This window comes from Jiangella anatolica (assembly GCF_003236295.1).
Taxonomy (GTDB): Bacteria; Actinomycetota; Actinomycetes; order Jiangellales; family Jiangellaceae; genus Jiangella; species Jiangella anatolica.
The window spans coordinates 38,845-58,238 of record NZ_POTW01000021.1 but is presented as its reverse complement, the minus strand read 5'-3'; the positions used below and the strand labels follow the sequence as shown (position 1 = coordinate 58,238).

Annotated in this window: 19 protein-coding genes; 10 read left to right on the top strand and 9 right to left on the bottom strand. The window is 72.0% G+C overall.

Features of this window, described 5'->3' with window-relative positions:
* Positions 1–3: 3 nt before the first annotated feature.
* The 6 genes from C1I92_RS11140 to C1I92_RS11115 all read right to left on the bottom strand — a co-directional run bounded on the left by C1I92_RS11140 (position 4) and on the right by C1I92_RS11115 (position 6,644).
* Positions 4–810, bottom strand: a complete 807-nt coding sequence (locus tag C1I92_RS11140) for an alpha/beta fold hydrolase (protein ID WP_158564093.1) — start codon at positions 808–810, stop codon at positions 4–6.
* Positions 803–2,653, bottom strand: a complete 1,851-nt coding sequence (locus tag C1I92_RS11135) for an alpha-amylase family protein (RefSeq protein ID WP_267896737.1) — start codon at positions 2,651–2,653, stop codon at positions 803–805. The genes C1I92_RS11140 and C1I92_RS11135 overlap by 8 nt, the downstream gene beginning before the upstream one ends.
* Before the next feature lie 134 nt (positions 2,654–2,787).
* The gene (locus tag C1I92_RS11130) at positions 2,788–3,672 is read right to left on the bottom strand and encodes a carbohydrate ABC transporter permease (protein ID WP_111254725.1); all 885 of its coding nucleotides are present in this window, start codon (positions 3,670–3,672) and stop codon (positions 2,788–2,790) included.
* A complete protein-coding gene (locus tag C1I92_RS11125) occupies positions 3,669–4,589 on the bottom strand; it encodes a carbohydrate ABC transporter permease (RefSeq protein ID WP_199521137.1) in 921 nt (306 codons plus the stop codon). Before C1I92_RS11125 ends, C1I92_RS11130 begins: the two co-directional genes overlap by 4 nt.
* Complete coding sequence (locus C1I92_RS11120) at positions 4,586–5,842, bottom strand: sugar ABC transporter substrate-binding protein (RefSeq protein ID WP_158564092.1); 1,257 nt, start codon at positions 5,840–5,842, stop codon at positions 4,586–4,588. The genes C1I92_RS11125 and C1I92_RS11120 overlap by 4 nt, the downstream gene beginning before the upstream one ends.
* A gap of 175 nt (positions 5,843–6,017) precedes the next feature.
* Entirely contained in the window at positions 6,018–6,644 is a 627-nt protein-coding gene (locus C1I92_RS11115) for a TetR/AcrR family transcriptional regulator (RefSeq protein WP_111254723.1), read from the bottom strand.
* Positions 6,645–6,747: 103 nt separating this feature from the next.
* On the opposite strand from C1I92_RS11115, the gene C1I92_RS11110 reads away from it, so the two are divergent.
* From C1I92_RS11110 to C1I92_RS11065, 10 genes are all read left to right on the top strand, one after another.
* On the top strand, positions 6,748–9,216 hold the full coding sequence (locus tag C1I92_RS11110) for a beta-glucosidase H (RefSeq protein WP_111254722.1): 2,469 nt from the start codon (positions 6,748–6,750) through the stop codon (positions 9,214–9,216).
* Positions 9,217–9,282: 66 nt separating this feature from the next.
* Positions 9,283–10,119 (top strand): hydroxypyruvate isomerase family protein, encoded by an 837-nt coding sequence (locus C1I92_RS11105; RefSeq protein ID WP_111254754.1) that lies wholly within the window; start codon positions 9,283–9,285, stop codon positions 10,117–10,119.
* Positions 10,116–11,027, top strand: coding sequence for a 2-hydroxy-3-oxopropionate reductase (locus C1I92_RS11100; protein WP_111254721.1), 912 nt, complete (start codon positions 10,116–10,118; stop codon positions 11,025–11,027). Before C1I92_RS11105 ends, C1I92_RS11100 begins: the two co-directional genes overlap by 4 nt.
* A gap of 98 nt (positions 11,028–11,125) precedes the next feature.
* The gene (locus tag C1I92_RS11095; protein WP_233506915.1) at positions 11,126–12,190 is read left to right on the top strand and encodes a FecCD family ABC transporter permease; all 1,065 of its coding nucleotides are present in this window, start codon (positions 11,126–11,128) and stop codon (positions 12,188–12,190) included.
* Positions 12,187–13,242 (top strand): FecCD family ABC transporter permease, encoded by a 1,056-nt coding sequence (locus C1I92_RS11090; protein ID WP_199521136.1) that lies wholly within the window; start codon positions 12,187–12,189, stop codon positions 13,240–13,242. The genes C1I92_RS11095 and C1I92_RS11090 overlap by 4 nt, the downstream gene beginning before the upstream one ends.
* Before the next feature lies 1 nt (position 13,243).
* On the top strand, positions 13,244–14,083 hold the full coding sequence (locus tag C1I92_RS11085) for an ABC transporter ATP-binding protein (RefSeq protein WP_111254720.1): 840 nt from the start codon (positions 13,244–13,246) through the stop codon (positions 14,081–14,083).
* Complete coding sequence (locus C1I92_RS11080) at positions 14,080–14,931, top strand: (2Fe-2S)-binding protein (RefSeq protein WP_111254719.1); 852 nt, start codon at positions 14,080–14,082, stop codon at positions 14,929–14,931. The genes C1I92_RS11085 and C1I92_RS11080 overlap by 4 nt, the downstream gene beginning before the upstream one ends.
* A 62-nt stretch (positions 14,932–14,993) precedes the next feature.
* A complete protein-coding gene (locus C1I92_RS11075) occupies positions 14,994–16,043 on the top strand; it encodes an ABC transporter substrate-binding protein (protein WP_111254718.1) in 1,050 nt (349 codons plus the stop codon).
* Positions 16,044–16,057: 14 nt separating this feature from the next.
* A complete protein-coding gene (locus C1I92_RS11070) occupies positions 16,058–17,053 on the top strand; it encodes an ABC transporter substrate-binding protein (RefSeq protein ID WP_111254717.1) in 996 nt (331 codons plus the stop codon).
* Positions 17,037–18,110, top strand: a complete 1,074-nt coding sequence (locus tag C1I92_RS11065; protein WP_111254716.1) for an ABC transporter substrate-binding protein — start codon at positions 17,037–17,039, stop codon at positions 18,108–18,110. Before C1I92_RS11070 ends, C1I92_RS11065 begins: the two co-directional genes overlap by 17 nt.
* 12 nt (positions 18,111–18,122) lie before the next feature.
* Here the strand turns inward: C1I92_RS11065 and C1I92_RS11060 are convergent, their stop codons facing one another.
* From C1I92_RS11060 to C1I92_RS11050, 3 genes are read right to left on the bottom strand one after another with little or no spacing between them, the layout of a single operon-like run.
* On the bottom strand, positions 18,123–18,584 hold the full coding sequence (locus tag C1I92_RS11060) for an SRPBCC family protein (RefSeq protein ID WP_111254715.1): 462 nt from the start codon (positions 18,582–18,584) through the stop codon (positions 18,123–18,125).
* Positions 18,584–19,066 (bottom strand): SRPBCC domain-containing protein, encoded by a 483-nt coding sequence (locus C1I92_RS11055; RefSeq protein ID WP_111254714.1) that lies wholly within the window; start codon positions 19,064–19,066, stop codon positions 18,584–18,586. The genes C1I92_RS11060 and C1I92_RS11055 overlap by 1 nt, the downstream gene beginning before the upstream one ends.
* Positions 19,053–19,394, bottom strand: a complete 342-nt coding sequence (locus C1I92_RS11050; protein ID WP_111254713.1) for an ArsR/SmtB family transcription factor — start codon at positions 19,392–19,394, stop codon at positions 19,053–19,055. Before C1I92_RS11050 ends, C1I92_RS11055 begins: the two co-directional genes overlap by 14 nt.

The following is a 19,394-nucleotide window of genomic DNA, read 5'->3' as shown; positions in this document are numbered from 1 at the left end:
CATTCAAGCTGACTTGCCTGGCATTTCAGGAGAGCCAGTGTGATCGAGCATGGCGGACGCGATGCGCTCAGGTGCCGCCGCGGGAGCCATGTGGGCGACGTCGTCGAGGATCATGAGCCGAGCGTCGGCGATCCCATGGGCGATCAAGCGCTGGTCCGACGGTGGTGTCGCGGTGTCCTCGCGTCCGCCGATCACCAGCGTCGGTGCGGTGATCGACGGGAGGTCGGGCCTCACGTCGGCGTCGGCGAGCAGGTCGCAGGCGAGGCTGTAGCCGGCGGGATCGGTGGCTCGTAGCATGCCCACGAAGGCGCGCACGACCTCGGGTGAGCGCCGGACGAACGCCTCGGTGAACCACCGCTTGGTCACGGTCGGGACGAGTGGCCCCAGGCCGGCGGCGCGCACCGCGGCGGCGCGCTGGAGCCAGGTGTCGCGGGGCAGGACCGGCGCGGCGCAGATGACGGCGAGGCTGGCGACGCGGCCGGGGAACCGGGCCGCGGCACGGATCGCGGTCATGCCGCCGAGCGAGATGCCGGCAAGGTGCGCTCGGTCGACGCCGGTCGCGTCGAGAACCTCGACGAGGTCGTCGACGAGGTCGTCCAGGCCGAACGGTGTGCGGGTCACGTTGCTCCCGTGCCCTCGCAGCTCGAAGCGGACGACGTCGACCCGCGCCGTCAGCACCTCGAGCAGCTGGTCCCACATCCTGGTGGTCGTGCCGAGGGAGTTGACCAGGACGAGGGTCTGGGATGAGCCCTCGGTCGCACTCGACGGGTCGTGGCGGATGCCGAGTGCGGACGTGGTGAGGTCAGTCAAGGCGCACGACCTCGACATCGGTGACCGCGACCTCGATCGCGAGGTCCGGGCCGTCGAGGGCGGTCTCGAGCCGGGCCCGGCGCGTCAGCGACGTCGCGACCGGCTGGGCGGAGAGGAGCCTTCCGGGCACGTGCACGATGCCGGCGGCGGGCTGGGGATCGATCAGCCGCTCCGGCACACCGCCGGAGTGGTTCAGCAGGTGAATGACGAGCGAACCGCCGGCACGGCCGAGGACGATCTCAACGGAGCTGCTGATCGTCGCGCGCACGGTGCGTTCGTCACCGAGGAGGTCGAGGACGGTGTCGGTGACGAGGCCGGCGACGGAGGACAGCCCGGAGCGGCGTTTCGTGACGCCTGCTGTCCATGGCAGGTAGGCGATCGTGCCCTCGCCGATGCGGTGGCGGAACCGCAGCGGATGGGCGGTCAGGGTCTCGTTGCCGTAGGTGAGCTCGGGCGGGCCGAACGGCGCCTGGTCGGAGAGGAACCAGCCGTCGCCGGTCGCACCCGCCACGGCCCAGAACGTCCCGAGGACGGGCAGGCGGTCACCGAACGCGCCGTCCGGGCGGACTCCGAACCGGCCGCCGAGCTCGCGGACCCCGTCGAGTGTGCGCTCGACCCGGATTCCCGCGGGCAGCGTTCCGGCGGCGGCGGGATCGCCGGTGAGGACCACGGCGCCGCCCTGCTCGGCGTACCGCCGGACGGAGACGGAGAGGTCGTCGGTCGCCACTCCGCCCGGCATGGCGATGACGCGGTAGCGACTGAGCACGTCGCGGGCGACGAGTTCGCCCATGAACTCCGCTCCGAGCACGTCGAACGGCACGTGCGCCTGCTGCAGGGACTCGAACAGGCCGCGGTACTCCTCGAAGTCGGATCGGTCCTGGAGGGCAGCGAGTGCGGATCCGCCCCGCGGGCGCACGACGGCCACTCGTGCGGCCGGCTCGAGTGCGCCGTACATCGCGTGTTCGCGCTGGTAGAGCTGGAGGAGGGGTACGGCTGCCGGCAGCGCGGCGAAGTGTTCGGTGGTCGGCGGCCCGATGACGACGGCGGACGGTCGTGCTCCCCGGGCCAGCGCCTGGCCGACGTACCGGGTGTACTGAGCGGGCTGCTCGCCGATGAGGCGGTACGGCAGCCCGACGTTGACCGCCGAGTGCACCATGGCCGGCACCTCGGGATGCGCGATGACGTTCGCGCTGGCCAGCTCGCTGGGGGTGTGGGCCCACCAGTGGGCGGCGCCGCCCAGCGGGCTGTTGGTCTCCAGGAACACCATGTCGACCCGCGCGTCGGCGAGGAACAACGCTGCTTCGGGCCGCCGCGCCTTCAGCAGGGCGGCGAACCGGTCCGCCAGCCGCTGCAGATGGCGGCGGTTGAGCGCGACGAGGGAGCCGTAGGAGTCCCGATCCGGGCCGGTGGGGTAGTCGGCGGACGGGTGCTCCCGCGCGAACGCGTCGAGGCACCGCGTGCAGTGACACGGGCCGTAGTAGTCCATTCGATAGGAGGCCTCGGGGAACTGCAGCCAGTTGAAGAACAGGCCGTCGACGTCGTAACGGTCGACGAAGTCGGTGAGGATCTCGGCGGCCCGGATCTCGTAGTAGTCGCTGCGCGGACAGATGTTCGTCAGCCCATCCGCGGTGCAGACGTCGCCGTCGGCCGTCCGGTAGGCCCACTCCGGGTGAGCGTCGACGAAGCGGCTGGGCAGCCGGGAGAAGTCGAACCGGGCGACGAACCGCAGCCCGTTCGCCCGGCTGTCGCGCAGAGCGTCCCCGATGAGATCGCCGGACTCGCGCTGTTTCAGGTACGGGCTCGTCTCCTGATCCGGGCCGTCCACGGGATAGAAGTAGGTGATGCCGCCGGCGTTGAGCAGTCAGACGTTGAAGCCGAGGTCGCGGATGAGCCGAGTGCCGGCGGCCGTATCGAGCCCGGCGTCGATCACCCTGATGTTCGATTGGAACAGCTGAAACGGTTCCTGCCACCAATGCGTCACTTGATTCCCGTCGTCGCGATTCCGGCGATGAAGTACTTCTGGAAGAACAGGAAGACCAGAACGATGGGCGCGATCGTGAGCACGGACCCCGCGAGACTCACGCCGTAGTTGATCGTGCCGTCGCCCTGGGAGAGGAAGGCGAGGGCGACCGGCAGCGTGTAGAGGTCCTTCGTCTGGGCGACCACGAGCGGCCAGAGCAGGCTGTTCCACGATCCGAGGAAGGTCAGGATGCCGACCGTGGCCAAGGCCGGCCCGCACAGCGGCAGGACGACCCGGGTGAAGATGCGGAACTCGCCCGCGCCGTCGATCCGCGCGGCCTCGAGCAGCTCGTCGGGGATGTCGAGCAGGTACTGGCGCATCACGAAGACGCCGCCGGCGCCGACCAGGAACGGGATGATCAGTCCGCCGTAGGAGTTCGCCAGCCCGAACGCGTTGACCGTGACGAACAGCGGCACGAACATCACCACACCCGGCACCATGATCGTCACCAGGACGGCGAGCAGCACGATGCGTTTGCCCGGGAACGACAGCTTCGCCAGCGCGTAGCCGACCATCGAGCACAGCGCCATGTTGCCGACGACGCTCGCGACGGCGACCACCGTGCTGTTGGCGAAGTACCGGACGAAGTCGTCGGCGAGGAGGTCGGCATAGTTCCCGAGCGTCGGATTCTCGGGGAGCAGCTCCGGGGGAATTCGGATGATCTCGGCCGACGGCTTGAACGAGCCGAGGAGTGACCAGGCGAGCGGGAAGACCGTCAGCCCGGCGGCCACCGCAAGGAAGCAGTAGACGAACCAGGAGCGCCACCGGCGTGGCCGCCGCGACGGGCTGTGCGGAGGGCTCGCCACCGGGGCCGGGGCGACGGGTGTCTGCAGCGCGGTCATGTGCGCCTCCTGAAGACCCGGAACTGGACCAGTGCCAGCACGGCGATCGCCAGGAAGAGCACGTAGCTGGCCGCGGACGCTTCGCCGTACCTGCCGAAGCCGAACAGGTCGTAGACGAACAGTGACGCCGTGGTGGTGGAGGAGAGCGGCCCGCCCTGGGTGAGAACGAACGGCTCCTCGAAGACCTGCACGAACGTCACGCTCAGGAGCACCCCGGCCAGCAGCAGCGTCGGGACCAGCAACGGTACCGTGATCGAGCGGATCTGGCGCCAGGTGCCGGCGCCGTCGACCCTGGCGGCCTCGTACAGGTCGGACGGGATGCCCTGCAGGCCGGCGAGGAACAGCACCATCACCAGGCCGGTCATGCGCCACACCGCGAGCAGGATGATCACCGGCATCGCCCAGGCCGTGTCCTGCAGGTAGTTGGGCCCGTCGATGCCGACCAGGCCGACGGCCCAGTTCACGACGCCTCGATCGGCGAACAGGAACTTCCACGACACCGCCACGGCCACGGTGCTCGTCACGACCGGGACGAAGAACGCGGCCCGGAACACGCCCTTGAGCCGGCGGATGCCGCTGTTCAGGGCGATGGCCAGCGCGAGCCCGCACACCATCGTCAGCGGGATGGCGACCACCACGAACACGCCGGTGTTGAGCAGCGCGCGCCGGAACGTCGGATCCGCGAGGAGCCCGGAGAAGTTCTCGGTGCCGACGAAGTTCACCGCGAACGGCGAGCGGAGGTCGCGGCTGGTCATGTCGGTGAAGCCCATGGCGAACGACGACAGGATCGGCCACAGCTGGAACAGCAGGAAGAGGACCATGAACGGCGCCACCATCAGCAGGCCGGCAATGGACTGCGGCCGCCGCTGCGGCCCGAACCAGTTGGTCCGGGTGGGTGCGGGGGCGCCGCGGCTCACGAGGTCTGCCCCGTGCCGATCGACTCGGCCTGCTGCTGCAGCTGCGCCGCCGCGTCCTCCGGGCTGATGGCGCCGCGGGCGAGCTGCTCGCCGATCTCCGACATCATCGTCCGGACCTCCAGCCAGGTCGTGATCGTGGGCGGCGCCAGTGCGATCTCCAGGGAGGACCGGAACACGTCGAGCTGGGGATCGGCGGTGAGCGGGGACTCGTCCCAGGCCGCCGTGGCTGCGGGCAGGACGCCGGCGGCCTCGAAGAACGCCGCCTGGACCTCCGGCTGGGTCAGGTAGCGGATGAACTTCCAGGCGCCGTCCGCGTTGGGTGCCTCCTCGAACACCGAGAGACCCGACCCGCCCAGGTAGGAGCTGTTGCCTGCCGGCCCGCCGGGCAGCGGCGCGATGCCGATCAGGGCCGGGTCGAAGCCGGCGGCCTCGGCCGTCTGCTTGAGGAAGCCGTAGGCGAAGGATCCGGACGTGTAGGAGCCGATGCGCCCGTCGGCCACCGCGGACTCCGTCTCGCCGAGCTGCGTGGGCGCCCACTCGGTCGAGGCCGCGCCGGAGGTGAAGAGGTCCTGGTAGGTCGTGAGCGCCTCGACGACCTCGGCGGTGTCCAGGCGGAACTCGCCGTCGTCGACGACAGCGCCGCCGTGCTGGTAGATCAGCGGCAGGATGAGGTTCCACGACCCGGACGGATCGAAGGGCGCGGCATAGCCGAACTCGGCACCTTCCGACCCGACGGCCTGGCTGAACGCCGCCATGTCCTCCCACGCCTCGGGCGGCTCGACGCCGGCGGCTTCGACGAGATCGGTGCGGAAGTACAAGGCCTGGACCGTCACGTACCACGGCACCGCGTACTGCACCCCGTCGACCGCACCGGCGTCGACGGCGGCGGGGAAGAAGCCCGCCGGGTCCATCACGCCGTCCGGCACCTCGGCCAGGCCACCGGTCGCCACATACGTCGGCAGCGCGGTGCTCGGCTGGACGATGTCGGGCACGTTGCCGGTCGCGAGGGCCGCGTCGACCTTCCTGGGCAGCTCATCGTTGGGCACCGGCGTGATGACGACGTCAGCGTCGGGATTCTCCACCTCGAAGTCCGCCGCGATCGTCTCGAGGGCCTCGCCCTCGCTGCCGAAGGCCCAGACCTGGATCTCCCCGGTCGCCGGCGAGTCGTCGATGGCCTGCGCGGCGGGCTCGCCGCCGGACGTACCGGAGGTGTCCGCGGAGCGGCCGCAGCCGGCGACGACCGCGAGGCTCATGAGTGCTGCGACGACGGCGCAACCCATACGGAGGTGCTGGTTCGCGGTAGGCACGATCACTTCTCTCTTCCTCGAGAGACGCTCGGCGAGCGTTTGGTGGAGCGTATGGCAGGTATTCTTGTATGTCAATCTCTCCTGGCATGCAGGAATACGGGCAGAAGGCGCCCTTCGGAAGTCAGAGGTCGGCGACGATGAGCCGGTTGAGGTGACCCCGTAGCTCCTCGGCCATGTCCACCGAGTCGCGGTCGAGCAGCCACTGGATCTGGAGGCCGTCCATGAGCGCGATGGTGGTGCGGGCCGCGCTTCCGGCGTCGACCCCGGGGTTCAGGGCGCCGGCGGCGGCCAACCGCTCGAAGGTCGCGGTGAGGCGGCTCCGGGCAGACTCGTAGCGGCCGACGAAGTAGGCATGTGCCGGATGGTCCGGCGACGTCGCCTCGGCGGAGAGCATGCAGTAGAGCTCGACGACGCCGGGTGTCGAGGCGTTGTAGCCCGCCAGCCGCACCAGCCACCGCAGCGACTCGGGGCCGTCCTCGTCGTCCGGCGGGACGAACCGCTGCGATTCCGCGTCGCGGTGTTCCAGCACTGCGACCAGCAGCGCGCCCTTGCTGGGGAAGTGGTGCAACAACCCCGCCTCGCTCATCCCGACCCGGTCGGCGACCGCGCGCAGCGCACCGCCCCGGTAGCCGGACTGGGCGAACACCTCCAGTGCCGCATCGAGGATCGCGCGGCGCACGCCCTCGCTCTTCGCATACGGCCCGCGCGTGCCGGCGGCGCGCGCGGGCGAGCCGTCCGAGCCGGTCATGGTCCTCCTGTCGATGGCCGCTCGGGTCACCATACCGACGGCTGCGGTCATCCCGCAGGCCAATATCTAGTGCTCACTCGGTTTTGGTGTTACGGTCCCGGATGTGACCGCTGACGACCACGCACGGCTGACCGGACTGATCCGGCAGCTCACTCTCGAGGAGAAGGTTGCGCTCGTCTCGGGCGCCGACGTCTGGACGACGACGCCGATCGAGCGGATCGGGCTGCGCGCCATGGTCCTGTCCGACGGCCCGGCCGGCGTGCGGGGACCGGTGTGGGATGAACGCTCACCGTCGCTGAGCCTCCCGTCCGGGACGGCCCTGGCGTCGTCCTGGGATCCGGCGCTGGCCTACCGCTTCGGTGCGGTTGCCGCCGCCGAGGCGCGCCGGCAAGGGGTCGACGTCGTGCTCGGCCCGACGATCAACCTGCACCGGTCGCCGCTCGGGGGCCGGCACTTCGAGTGCTTCAGCGAGGACCCGCTGCTGACCGGCGAGCTGGCGGCCGCCTATGTTCGTGGCCTGCAGGATCACGGTGTCGCGGCCACGCCGAAGCACTACGTCGCGAACGACTCCGAGACCGAGCGGTTCACCGTCGACGTCCGGGTCGGTGAGCGTGCCCTGCGCGAGCTCTACCTGCGGCCGTTCGAGCTGGCCGTGGAGGTGGGCGCCTGGGCGGTCATGAGCGCCTACAACTCCGTCGGAGGCGTGACGATGACGGAGAACGCGTTGCTCGAGACGCCGCTGAACACGCAGTGGGGGTTCGACGGCGTCGTCGTCAGCGACTGGACCGCGGTGCGCAGCCTCGACGCGGCGACGGCTGCCCAGGATCTCGCCATGCCCGGCCCGGCGCCGGCGTGGAGCGATGCGCTGCTCGCGGCCGTCCGGGACGGGCGGGTGGGTGAGGAGCAGGTCGACCGCAAGGTGCTGCGACTGCTGCGGCTGGCCCAGCGCGTGGGCGCGCTGGACGACACCGCGACGCCGGCGAGTCCGGTCGCCGTCGACGGTGTCGCGTTCGCGCGGGAGGCGGCGGTCGAAGGCACGGTGCTCCTGCGCAACGAGGGCGAGCTGCCCTGGGACCGGCCTGCGCTGCGGCGGGTCGCCGTCATCGGGCACAACGCCAAGGTCGCGCGCACCCAGGGCGGCGGCAGCGCCACCGTGATCCCCGAGCACGTCGTCAGCCCGCTCGACGGCATCCGCGCCGCGCTGCCGGAGACGCAGGTCGACTACGAGCTCGGTGCGGTGGTCCAAGAGGGTGTCGCGGAGCTGCCGCTGGACCGGCTCACCAATCCGGTCACGGGCGAACCGGGCATCCGGGTGGCGTTCCTCGACACCGACGGCGCCGAGCTGCTCGGCGAGGACCGCCGGTCGACGGCGCTGGTCTGGCTGGGCGGCGACGCGCCGATCGCCGCGGCCAGCCGGATCGAGCTGACCACGACCTTCACCCCCGAGGCCGACGAGGACGCCCGCCTCGGGTTCGCCGCCGTCGCCACCGGGCGCGTCTACGTGAACGACGAGCTGATCATCGACGAGACCCCGGCACTCGACGGGGGCGACCTCGCCGCCGCCTTCCTGGCGCCGCCCTCGGTGACCGAGCCGGTCCGGCTGGTCGCGGGCCGGCAGCTGCGGATCCGTGCCGAGTTCGACCTCGGCCCGGCGGAGGGCCCGCTGACCGCCTTCGCCGTCACCCTGGGGCTTGCCTCTGGCGCCGCGGACCCCGACGATCTCATCGCCGGCGCCGCACGCGCGGCTGCGGACGCCGACGTCGCGGTCGTCGTGGTCGGCACCAACGCACGGGTCGAGTCCGAAGGCTACGACCGCACCGCGCTCGCGCTGCCCGGCCGCCAGGACGACCTCGTCCGGGCGGTCGCCGCGGCCAACCCGCGCACCGTCGTGGTCGTCAATGCCGGCGCACCGGTACTGCTGCCGTGGCGCGACGAGGTCGCGGCCGTCGTGCTCGGCTACTTCGGCGGCCAGGAGGCCGGCGCGGCCCTCGCCGACGTGCTGCTCGGCGCGGCCGAGCCCGGCGGCCGGCTCACCACCACCTGGCCCGCCGCCGTCGAGGACGTGCCGGTACTGGACGTCACGCCGCACGACGGCGTGCTCGACTACGACGAGGACATCCACATCGGGTATCGGGCCTGGCTCAAGGCCGGCACGGAGCCGGCGTTCCCGTTCGGGTTCGGCCTCGGCTACACGACGTGGTCGCTGGACGCTCTGCAGGTGGACGGCGACGTCGCCTCGGGGGCCGCTGTGGCTCGGGTGACGCTGACCAACACGGGCACGCGTCCTGGCAAGCAGGTCGTGCAGCTGTATGCCGAGCGGGACGAGTCGGCCGTCGACCGGCCGGTGCGTTGGCTGGTCGGCTGGTCGGTCGTGCGCGCGGCCGCCGGTGAGCATGGTGTGGTCGACATTCCCCTGCCGAGCCGCGCGTTCGAGCACTGGGACGGCGGCCGCGACGGGGGCTGGGCGCTCGAGCCGGGCGACGTGCGCCTCCGCGCCGGCGTGTCGGTCACCGACCTGCCGCTGGACGTCACCGTCACGGTCCCGGGGGTGGACCTGAACGCCGTGCGATGAATGGGTTCACGGCATCCGGGATGATGAGGCCGGGAGACCAGCACCTCCGACGAGGAACAGGTGACGATGCACGACAAGGCGGACACGCCGGCGTCTCGTACGCTCGCGGTCAACTGTTCGATCCTGCTGAAGCAGCTCCCGATCGCCGAACGCCTTCGAGTCGTTCGCGATGCGGGGTTCGACGCGGTGGAGTTCTGGTGGCCCTTCAGCTCGGCGCGGCCCAACCGAGCCGACGTCGACGGGTTCGCCACCGAGATCGAGCGGTCCGGGCTGCGGTTGGTGGGATTGAACCTCTACGCGGCGAACATGGCCGCCGGCGACCGCGGCGTCCTCTCCTTGCCCGGACGCGAGGAGGACCTGATGGCCAGCGCGCGAATCGCGGTGGAGCTCGCCGCGCGGCTGGGCACCCGCCGCTTCAACGTGCTCTACGGGAACCGGCTCGACGAGGTCGCGCCGGACGATCAGGATGCGCTCGCCGAGGCGAATCTGCGCCGGATCGCGCCGCTCTTCGAGTCGCACGAGGGAGTCCTCATGATCGAGGCCGTCAGCGGCGCTCCGGCCTACCCGGTCAAGACCGCCGCGGACGCCGCGGGGATCGTCGCACGTGCCCGGGCCCGCGGCGGACCGGACAACATCGGCGTCCTTCTCGATCTCTATCATCTGGCGGCCAACGGGGACGACGTCGATGCGGCGATCGAGGCGCACGGTCCGGACGCGGCACACGTGCAGATCGCGGACGCCCCGGGGCGGGGAGCGCCAGGCACCGGCGACCTCCCGCTCGTCGGCTGGGTGCGCCGTCTGCGCGAGCTCGGCTACGGCGGCCACGTCGCGCTGGAATACGCCGACTCGTCGGCCGACCCTTTCGACCGCCTCGACACGGCCAGCTGGAAGGAACTCGCATGACCACCATCGGATTCATCGGGCTCGGGGTCATGGGTGCTCCGATGGCCGCCAATCTCGTCGGCGCGGGCTACGACGTCATCGGCTACAACCGTTCGCGTGGCAGGGTGGACGCCCTCGTCGCGAAGGGTGGCCGGGCCGCGTCCTCCGTCGCCGAAGCCGTCCGCGGCGCGGAGGTCGTCATCACGATGCTCCCCGACAGTCCCGACGTGGAGCAGGTGGTGATGGGTGAGGACGGTGTCCTGCACCATGCCCAGGCGGGCACCCTGCTCGTCGACGCGAGCACGATCCGTCCCGACGTGAGCCGCGCCATCGCCCAGGCGTGTCGAGCGCGTGGTGTCCGCGCGCTCGACGCGCCGGTGAGCGGCGGCGAGGCGGGCGCGATCGAAGGGACTCTGTCGATCATGGTCGGCGGAGACCCCGCCGACTTCGACGCGGCGCACGAGGTCCTACGGGCGGTCGGCTCCACGATCGTCCACGTCGGGCCGGCGGGCGCCGGCCAGACCGTGAAGGCGGCCAACCAACTGATCGTGGCCGGCACCCTCGAGCTCCTCGCCGAGGCGCTCGTGTTCCTGTCCGCGCACGGGGTCGATCTGGCCTCCGCGGTCGAGGTGCTCGGCGGCGGCCTCGCCGGCAGCGCCGTCCTCCAGCGCAAGGCGCCGGCGATGCTCGACCGCCGCTTCGAGCCGGGCTTCCGCGTCGACCTGCACCACAAGGACCTGGGCATCGTGCTCGACGCGGCGCGAGCAGCCGGCGTGGCCATCCCGCTCGGCGCGCACGTGGCCGACCTCCTCGCCTCTCTGCGGGCCCAGGGCGGTGGTCAGCTCGACCACTCGGCCCTGCTGCTTCAGGTGGAGAAGCTGTCCGGCGAGGACAACGAATTGGCGCCGAACCGGGCGGCCTCGCGATGAACCCTGGATGACGGGGGCAGCCTCATGGCAACGAGACCCTCGCCGCGGCGGCGGGCTGCGTGGGAGCCCGGAACCTTAGGTTAGGCTAACATTCTCGCGTGCCGCCGACTGCCTCCGTGCTGACGGAGGAGATCCCCCGAATCGAGCGCCGTGGCCTGGTGGGCCCGGCGTCGCTGCGTGGGCTGGGGCTGGTGGCGGGCCTGGTGTGTCTGGCGGTCGTCACGCTGCTGTCGCTGCGCTACGGCGCGAAGCCGATGTCGACGGGCACGGTGTTCGACGCGGTGGTGGCGTACGATCCGGCGCTCGAGGATCACGTGATCTTCCGGGAGTTGCGGCTGCCGCGGACGGTGCTGGGGCTGCTGGTCGGCGTCGCGCTGGGGGTGTCCGGCGCGGTGATGCAGGGCGTGGCGCGCAACCCCCTGGCCGACCCCGGCATCCTGGGCGTCAGCGCCGGCGCCGCGCTGGCGGTCGTCGTCGCGATCTCGGTGCTGGGCATCACCAGCCTGATCGGCTACGTGTGGTGGGCGTTCGCCGGGGCGGCGATCACGTCGGTCTTCGTGTACGCCGTGGGGTCGCTCGGGCGGGCGGGTGGCACGCCGGTGAAGATCGCCCTCGCGGGCGCGGCGATCGCGGCGTTCCTCAGCTCGATCACGTCGGCGATCCTCGTCGTCGACCTGTCCACCCTCGACCAGTTCCGCTTCTGGGCGGTCGGCTCGCTCGCCGAACGGGGCTGGGACATCGTCGCCCAGGTGGCGCCGTTCATCGCGCTCGGCACGGTGCTCGCGCTGGTGTCGAGCCGGCAGCTGAACGCGCTCGCGCTCGGCGACGACGTCGCACGATCGCTGGGGCAGCACGTGGGCCGGTCCCGGGTCCTCGCGGCCGTGTGCGTCGTGTTCCTGGTGGGCGCGGCCACGGCCGCGGCCGGGCCGATCGGGTTCGTGGGCCTGACGGTGCCGCACGTCGCGCGCGTGATCACCGGTCCCGACTACCGCTGGGTGGTCCCGTACAGCGCCGTGCTCGCGCCGATCCTGCTGCTCGGCGCCGACGTCATCGGCCGGGTGGTCGTCCGCCCCGGCGAGCTGCAGGTCGGCATCGTCACCGCCCTGATCGGCGCGCCGTTCTTCATCGCGCTGGTGCGCCGCCGGAAGCTGGCCCAGCTGTGAGCGCCGTCCTGTCCAGGATCGACGAGGCCGACCGGGCCATCGTCCGCGGCGCCCGCACCACGGGCCGCGGCCGCGCCGTGGTCGTGTCGGCGGTGCTCGCGGTCGTCGGCTTCGTGGCGTTCTGCCTGTCCATCTCCGTCGGCGACTTCCCCATCCCGGTCGCCAACGTCCCCGGCGCGCTGGTCGGCCTCGGGGACCCCGGCGCCGTGTTCGTCGTCCAGGAGCTGCGGCTGCCTCGTGCCCTGGTGGCGCTGCTGGTCGGCGTCGCGTTCGGCCTGTCCGGCGTGATCTTCCAGTCGCTGGCGCACAACCCGCTGGCCTCTCCCGACATCATCGGCATCACCTCGGGCGCCTCCGCCGCGGCGGTGGTGGTCATCGTGGTCATGCACGGGAGCGGGTCGGCGGTGTCCGCCGGCGCACTGATCGGCGCGACGCTCACGGCGCTGGCGATCTACGTCCTCGCCTGGAAGCGGGGCGTCTCGCCGTACCGGCTGGTCCTCGTCGGCATCGGGATCACTGCCGTGCTCAATGCAGGCATCTCCTACCTGATGACGCGCGCCGAAATAACCGAGGCGGCGCAGGCCACCGTCTGGCTCACCGGGTCGATCAACGGCCGCGACTGGGGCCACGCCGGCCCGCTGGCATGGTCGCTGCTCGTCCTGGTCCCGATCACCCTCCTTCTCGCCCGTCCGCTGCGGGCCCTGCAGCTGGGCGAGGAGACGGCACGCGGACTGGGCGTCCCGGTGGAGCGCAGCCGCGCGGCGCTCGTGCTCACCGGGGTCGCGCTCGCCGCGGTCGCCACGGCGGCGGCGGGCCCGGTCGCCTTCGTCGCGTTCATGGCCGCGCCGGTCGCACGCCGGCTGGTGCGGGCGCCGCTGACGATGATCCCCGCCGCCTTGGTCGGCGCGCTGGTCGTGCTGGCGGCCGACACCGCGGGCCGCAGGGTCTTCGCCCCGGTCGAGCTGCCGGTCGGCGTCGTGACGGGGATCATCGGCGCGCCCTACCTCATCTGGCTGCTCGTCCGCGCGAACAAGCTCGGGACCGGAGGCTGACATGCACGGCACGCACACCCTCGTGGGCGAGGGCCTCACGCTCGCCTACGACCGCGTCGAGGTCGCCCGCGACCTCAGCGTCGACATCCCCGCCGGGCGGATCACCTGCATCGTGGGCGCCAACGCGTGCGGCAAGTCGACGCTGCTGCGGGCGCTGGCGCGGCTGCTGCGGCCGAAGGCCGGCACCGTGCTGCTCGACGGCGAGAGCATCCACCGGATGCCGACCAAGGACGTCGCCACCCGGCTCGGCCTGCTGCCGCAGGCGCCGATCGCGCCCGAGGGCATCACGGTCACCGACCTGGTCGCCCGCGGCCGCTACCCGCACCAGACGTGGTTCCGGCACTGGGGCGAGGCCGACGAGATCGCCGTCACCGAGGCGATGCGGCTGACCGGCACCATCGAGCTGGCCCGCCGGCCCGTCGACGAGCTGTCCGGCGGCCAGCGCCAGCGCGTCTGGATCGCGATGGCGCTCGCCCAGGGCACCCAGGTGATGCTGCTCGACGAGCCGACGACCTACCTCGACCTCGCCCACCAGGTCGAGGTGCTGGACCTGCTCACCGACCTCAACCAGCGCGACGGCCGGACGATCGTGCTGGTGCTGCACGACCTCAACCAGGCGGCCCGCTACAGCGACCACCTGATCGTCATGCGCGACGGAGCCGTCGTCGTGTCCGGCCCGCCGGGCGAGGTCGTCGACGCCGAGCTGGTCGAGGCCGTGTTCGGCCTGCCCTGCCGGGTGGTGACCGACGAGGTCTCGGGCACCCCGCTGGTGCTGCCGATCGGCCGGCACCACCGGCCCGCGGCCGCCGAGATCCGTACACAGGAGGAGCCGGCGCGATGACGGACTATGCGGGGGCGCATCCGCTGGCCCGCACCCTCGGCCGCGCCAGCAGGGCGCACGACTGGCTGGGCCTCACCCTGTCGCCCGGCCGGGTGCCCGACGGGTTCGTCCGGACCTCGGACGTCGACGAGTCGTACGTGACGACGTGGGAGGCGGCGGCCGTCGCCGGGCAGGTGACCGAGTACGGGCGATCCCACCCGCTGACCACCTCCGGCTACGTGCTGGGCTGGTACGCCGACGTCGTGTCGGTGACGGCCGCGCGCTGCTTCTTCGTCGACCGCCGGGTGCCCCGGCTGGGCCGCGAGAGCCTCGCGTTCCGCTGCCACCCGGAGCATCCCTATCCCGACGACGTCGCCGTGCTCGATCCGCGGTTCTGGTGTCTTCCCTGCGACGACGCGGCCGCGCACCCGGACGCCACGGTGGTGGACGACGAGGCCGCCCTCGCCGCGGTCCTGCGGGCCGAGGTGCGCGCCCACGCCGACGCCTTCCTGGCGACGTTCCGCACGGGCGCCCGGCTGCCGCGTCGCCACCTGCTCGGCGCGTTCTTCGACGGCATCGACAGCGGCTTCTGGCTGCACACGTCCGCGCTGGCGGCGACGGAGGAGCAGGTCGTCGCCACCGCGCGCACGACGCTGCCCGGCGGCGCCGACCACTTCGCCGACCCGTCGAGCTACTACACGGTGGTCGACGACCGCGGCCGGTCACACCTCACCCGGCGGCGGATCAGCTGCTGCTTCTACTACAAGGTCGCCGACGACGGACTCCCGTGCACGACGTGCCCGCGCACCTCGGACGCCGACCGGGCCGCACAGCTGTCCCGGTTCGCGGACGAAGAGCGTCACGATTGACCCGATTGGACCGTGTCATTAGGCTAGCCTCGCCTAACTTCGGATCCAAGGAGCGCTCCCTGATGACCACGCTGTCGGCAGCCGTGCCGGAGATCCACGACGACGCCACCCGGCGCCAGTTCCTCGCCGTCCTCGCCGCCGCCGGTCTGGTGGCCGCCTGCGGCGCCGATGACGACACCGGCGCGACGGAGGAGGCCGGCACCCGCACCGTCGCCGGGGCGTACGGCGACGTCGAGATCCCCGTCGCCCCGCGGCGGATCCTCGCCGACCTGATGACGCTGGACTACCTCGTCGCCCTCGGCTTCGACACGTCGCGAATCGTCGGGGTGTTCGGCGCGACGTGGTTCGCCCAGGACCCGTCCCACTACCTGTACGACGAGGTGTCGCGGGAGGGCCTGGTGGATCCGGGGTTCGCCTTCGAGGCCAACCTCGAGACCGTCGCCGCGGCCGAGCCCGACCTCATCCTGGCCCCGTTCGACCAGATCGACGGCATGGAGCAGCAGGACGAGCTGGCCCGGATCGCGCCACTGCTGGTCGTGCCGACGAGCCAGACCCGCGATCCCGCGACGAGGTACGGCGGGACGGCGTCGTTCCAGGACTGGCGCAGCACCCTGCGGGCGTACGGCGCGCTGCTGGAGCTGGAGGACGAGGCCGAGGCCTACATCGCCGAGAGCGAGCGCCTGCTGGCCGACCTGCGCGACGAGCACGCCGACGCGATCGCCTCGACCACCGTGACAGAGGCCAAGAGCACGCCGGACTCCATGGCGATCAACGCGTTGTCGACGGCGGGGGAGTCCGGCGTGCTGGGCACGATCCTGCTCAGTGAGCTCGGCTTCACCGCTCCGCCGCAGCTGGACGGCGTCGTGCCCGACGAGTACGGCACGATCGCACTGTCCGCCGAGAACCTCGGCCTCGTCGACGCCGACCTGCTCTTCCTCGAGGTGCGCGAGGAGTCGACCGAGCACGAGCAGAGCCCGCTGTGGCCGACGCTGGACGTCGTCCGCCGCGACCGCGTCGTGATCGTCGGCAACCACTGGGAGTTCGGCGGCGCCGTCGCGGCCCGCCGCGTGATCGAGGACATCGACGACGCCCTCACCCTGATGGGCGCGTGAGCGAGGTGGCAACCATGGCAACGACCCTGCTGACGCGGCCCGCCCAGATCGACGACGACGCGACCCGCCGCCAGTTCCTGGCGATCCTGTCCGCCGCCGGCATCCTCGCCGGCTGCGGCACGTCGGAGCCGCGGCCGCGGGCCACCAGCACGACCCGCTCGGTCCAGGACGTCTTCGGCGCGACGATCGAGGTGCCGGCCGACCCGCAGCGGGTCGTGGTCATGGACCAGCAGATCCTCGGCAACCTCATCAGCCTCGGGTTCGAGACCGACCGCATCGCCGGGTTCGCCAAGGCCGACGTCGCGGATCTGTCGACGCTGGACTACCTCGGCGTCCCCGACCTCATCGCCGGCCTCACCGACGTCGGCACGCATGCCGAGCCCAACGCGGAGAAGATCCTGCTGGCGAACCCGGACCTGATCCTCATCGTCGCCGAGACCGGCTTCGACGACTACTACGGCCCGATCTTCAAGACGCTCGAGACCATCGACGTGCCCACGGTCGCCGTGCGCAACGGCTACCGCACGTTCGACGAGTCGATGGAGCTGCTGCTCGGCGTCGGCACGGTGGTCGGCCGCGAGTCCGCGGCGCGTGACGTCGCCGCCGCGCTGCGCGAGCGGATCGACGACGTGGCGAGCGCGGCGCAGGCCGGCGGCGCCCTCCCGACGGCTGCCTACCTGCGCGTCTTCGGCGACAGCTACGGCTCGGTGTGCAGCCCGATCCTCGACCGGCTGGGCCTGCCCGGCACGCGGCCGACGCCGGAGGAGTTCTTCACCGAGGTGTCCGGCGAGGAGCTCGGCCGGTTCGACCACGAGGTGCTGTTCGTCAGCGCCAGCCAGGACCCGGACGAGACAATGGCCCAGCTGGAGGCGCACCCGCTGTGGAGCCGCCTGCCCGCCGTCAGCGCCGGCCGGGTCCACGTCGTCGACGACGCGGTGTGGGGCGCCGGCTACTCGGTGCCCGCCTACGAGGCCCAGCTGGAGGACGCCGCCGATGCGCTCCGGAACTGACGCCGGCCGCTGGCGGCGGCTGCTCCTGACGATGCTCGTCGCGGTGGGACTCACCGTCACCGCGTGCGGCGCGGACGAACCCGACGACGAGCCGGCGGCCGGGACGGCGGCCGAGGGCGCCTTCCCCGTGACGGTGGAGCACAAGTTCGGCGAGACCGAGATCGAGGCCGCTCCCGTGCGCGTGGTCAGCGTCGGCTACAAGGAGCAGGACTGGCTCTACGAGTTCGGCGTGTCGCCGGTCGCCGTGCGGCAGTGGTACGGCGTCTACGACCACGAGATCAACCCGTGGGCGGCCGACCTGGCGGAGGGCGATCCGCCCGAGGTGCTCGGCACCGAGCTCGACATCGAGCGCGTCGCCGAGCTGCGGCCCGACCTCATCGTGGCCGTCTACTCCGGCATCACCGAGGAGGAGTACGAGACGCTGTCGCAGATCGCGCCCACGGTGGCCGGCCCCGTCGGCAGCACCGACTACAACGAGCCGTGGCGCGACATGACCCGCCTGATCGGCGCCGCGCTCGGCCAGGCCGACCGCGCCGACGAGATCATCGCCGAGGTGGAGGGGCTGTTCGCCGCGGCACGGGAGGAGCACCCGGAGCTCGTCGGCGCGGAGGTCGCGGCGTGGAGCGCATGGGCGGCGGACACCATCGGCATGTACTCCTCGGGCGACCCGCGGTCCCAGCTGCTGGCCGAGCTCGGCATGCAGACCCCCGCCGCGATCGACGAGCTGGCCGGCTCGCAGTTCTGGGCGCCGGTCTCGCCGGAGCTGGTCGGCGACAACCTCGACCTCGCCGGCGACGCCGTCGTCGTCATCGGCGGGACGTCGACGGAGGAGGAGGCGGGTGCGGCCAACGTCATCTCCGGCAACCCGACCTACGCCAACAGCAGGGCCGGCCGGGAGGGTCGCGTCGTCTTCCTCGACACCGCGGCCACCGACGTGGCGTTCTCCTTCGCCAGCCCGCTGTCGATCCGGTTCACCCTCGACCACCTCGTCCCCCAGCTCGTCGCGGCCCTGGACGGCGACCCGGCCACCGAGGTCCCCGCCTCGCCAGAGGAATGAACCCGGCGCCGGTCACAGGACGGCCGCGAGCTTGTCCAGCGTCTGCTCCAGCCCGAGCCGGGACAGGTGGACGGTCTCGGCCGTGCCGTAGCCGCGCTCGGTGACGGTGAGCTCCGTCCCGCCGGCGGACGGGTGAAGCGTCAGCTCGTGCGGCACGCCGGTCGCGGGGACGTCGGCGGGCAGGCCGAGCGACGACGGTGGCACCGGGCGGCCGGTCGCGTCACAGAAGCGCAGCAGGTACTCCAGCCGGCGCGGCGGGTCGACCAGACCGTACGTCCAGGTGTTGTACAGCTCGAAACCGTCGGGCGAGCGCATGGACACCAGCGAGACGCCGCCGGGGCGGACGTCCATGCGGGCGACCGGCGCGGTGAAGCCGGCCGGACCCCACCAGCGCGCCACCAGTGCCGGCTCGGTCAGCGCGGCCCACACGCGGTCCGGCGGCGCGTCGTACTCGCGGGTGACGGTGAGGTCCATCAGCGCGCCACCCCGATCAGCTCGTCGAGCAGGTCGTGCGCGTCGCGGATGCCGGTCTCCATGCCGGTCGGGATCCAGCCGTCGCGGTCTTCGACGGACTGGAAGAGCGCGACGTTGACGTAGCGGGTGCCGTCGCCGTCGGGCTCGAACGACTCGCTGACGAGCTGCAGGTGGCCGGGGCCGCCCATCTCGAACTGCAGCGTCGAGACGATCAGCGAGGCGGGCACGACGTCGTGGTAGACGCCGCGGAAGACGTACGGCGTCGCGGGTCCCTCGCGGTGCCTGGTGACGAACCGCCAGCTGCCGCCGCGTCGCACGTCCATCTCCTCGACGGTGGTGTCGAAGCGGCGCGAGCCCCACCAGCGCGGGATCAGCGCCGGGTCGGTCATCGTCGCGAAGACGACGTCCGGTGGTGCGGCGAAACCCCTGGTGACGACGATGTCCTGCCGTCCCGGCTCGAAGAGCACCTCAGTCGTCCGCATGGTCCTGCCTCCCCTGGATCCGGTCGATCTCCTGCTCGAGGCGGCCCAAGGAGTCCTCCCAGACCGCGCGGTACTGCTCGATCCAGCCGCCGGCCCGCTCCAGCGGCGCCGCCTCCAGCCGGCACGGGCGCCACTGGCCCTGCCGGCTGCGGCTGATCAGCCCGGCCCGCTCCAGCACCTTGAGGTGCTTGGAGACCGCCTGGGCACTGATGTCGAACGGCCGGCCGAGCTCGGTCACCGGCGCCGGCCCCTCGGCCAGCCGGGCCAGGATGGCCCGCCGGGTCGGGTCGGCGAGCGCCGCGAAGACCAGGCTCAGTCCGTCGTCCAT

Bases quoted from the DNA above. Each gene is read 5' to 3' on its own strand.
- C1I92_RS11130 (WP_111254725.1), bottom strand. From the start codon at position 3,672: ATGACCGCGCTGCAGACACCCGTCGCCCCGGCCCCGGTGGCGAGCCCT.
- C1I92_RS11120 (WP_158564092.1), bottom strand. From the start codon at position 5,842: ATGAGCCTCGCGGTCGTCGCCGGCTGCGGCCGCTCCGCGGACACCTCC.
- C1I92_RS11115 (WP_111254723.1), bottom strand. From the start codon at position 6,644: ATGACCGGCTCGGACGGCTCGCCCGCGCGCGCCGCCGGCACGCGCGGG.
- C1I92_RS11105 (WP_111254754.1), top strand. From the start codon at position 9,283: ATGCACGACAAGGCGGACACGCCGGCGTCTCGTACGCTCGCGGTCAAC.
- C1I92_RS11100 (WP_111254721.1), top strand. From the start codon at position 10,116: ATGACCACCATCGGATTCATCGGGCTCGGGGTCATGGGTGCTCCGATG.
- C1I92_RS11085 (WP_111254720.1), top strand. From the start codon at position 13,244: ATGCACGGCACGCACACCCTCGTGGGCGAGGGCCTCACGCTCGCCTAC.
- C1I92_RS11080 (WP_111254719.1), top strand. From the start codon at position 14,080: ATGACGGACTATGCGGGGGCGCATCCGCTGGCCCGCACCCTCGGCCGC.
- C1I92_RS11075 (WP_111254718.1), top strand. From the start codon at position 14,994: ATGACCACGCTGTCGGCAGCCGTGCCGGAGATCCACGACGACGCCACC.
- C1I92_RS11070 (WP_111254717.1), top strand. From the start codon at position 16,058: ATGGCAACGACCCTGCTGACGCGGCCCGCCCAGATCGACGACGACGCG.
- C1I92_RS11065 (WP_111254716.1), top strand. From the start codon at position 17,037: ATGCGCTCCGGAACTGACGCCGGCCGCTGGCGGCGGCTGCTCCTGACG.
- C1I92_RS11060 (WP_111254715.1), bottom strand. From the start codon at position 18,584: ATGGACCTCACCGTCACCCGCGAGTACGACGCGCCGCCGGACCGCGTG.
- C1I92_RS11055 (WP_111254714.1), bottom strand. From the start codon at position 19,066: ATGCGGACGACTGAGGTGCTCTTCGAGCCGGGACGGCAGGACATCGTC.
- C1I92_RS11050 (WP_111254713.1), bottom strand. From the start codon at position 19,394: ATGGACGACGGACTGAGCCTGGTCTTCGCGGCGCTCGCCGACCCGACC.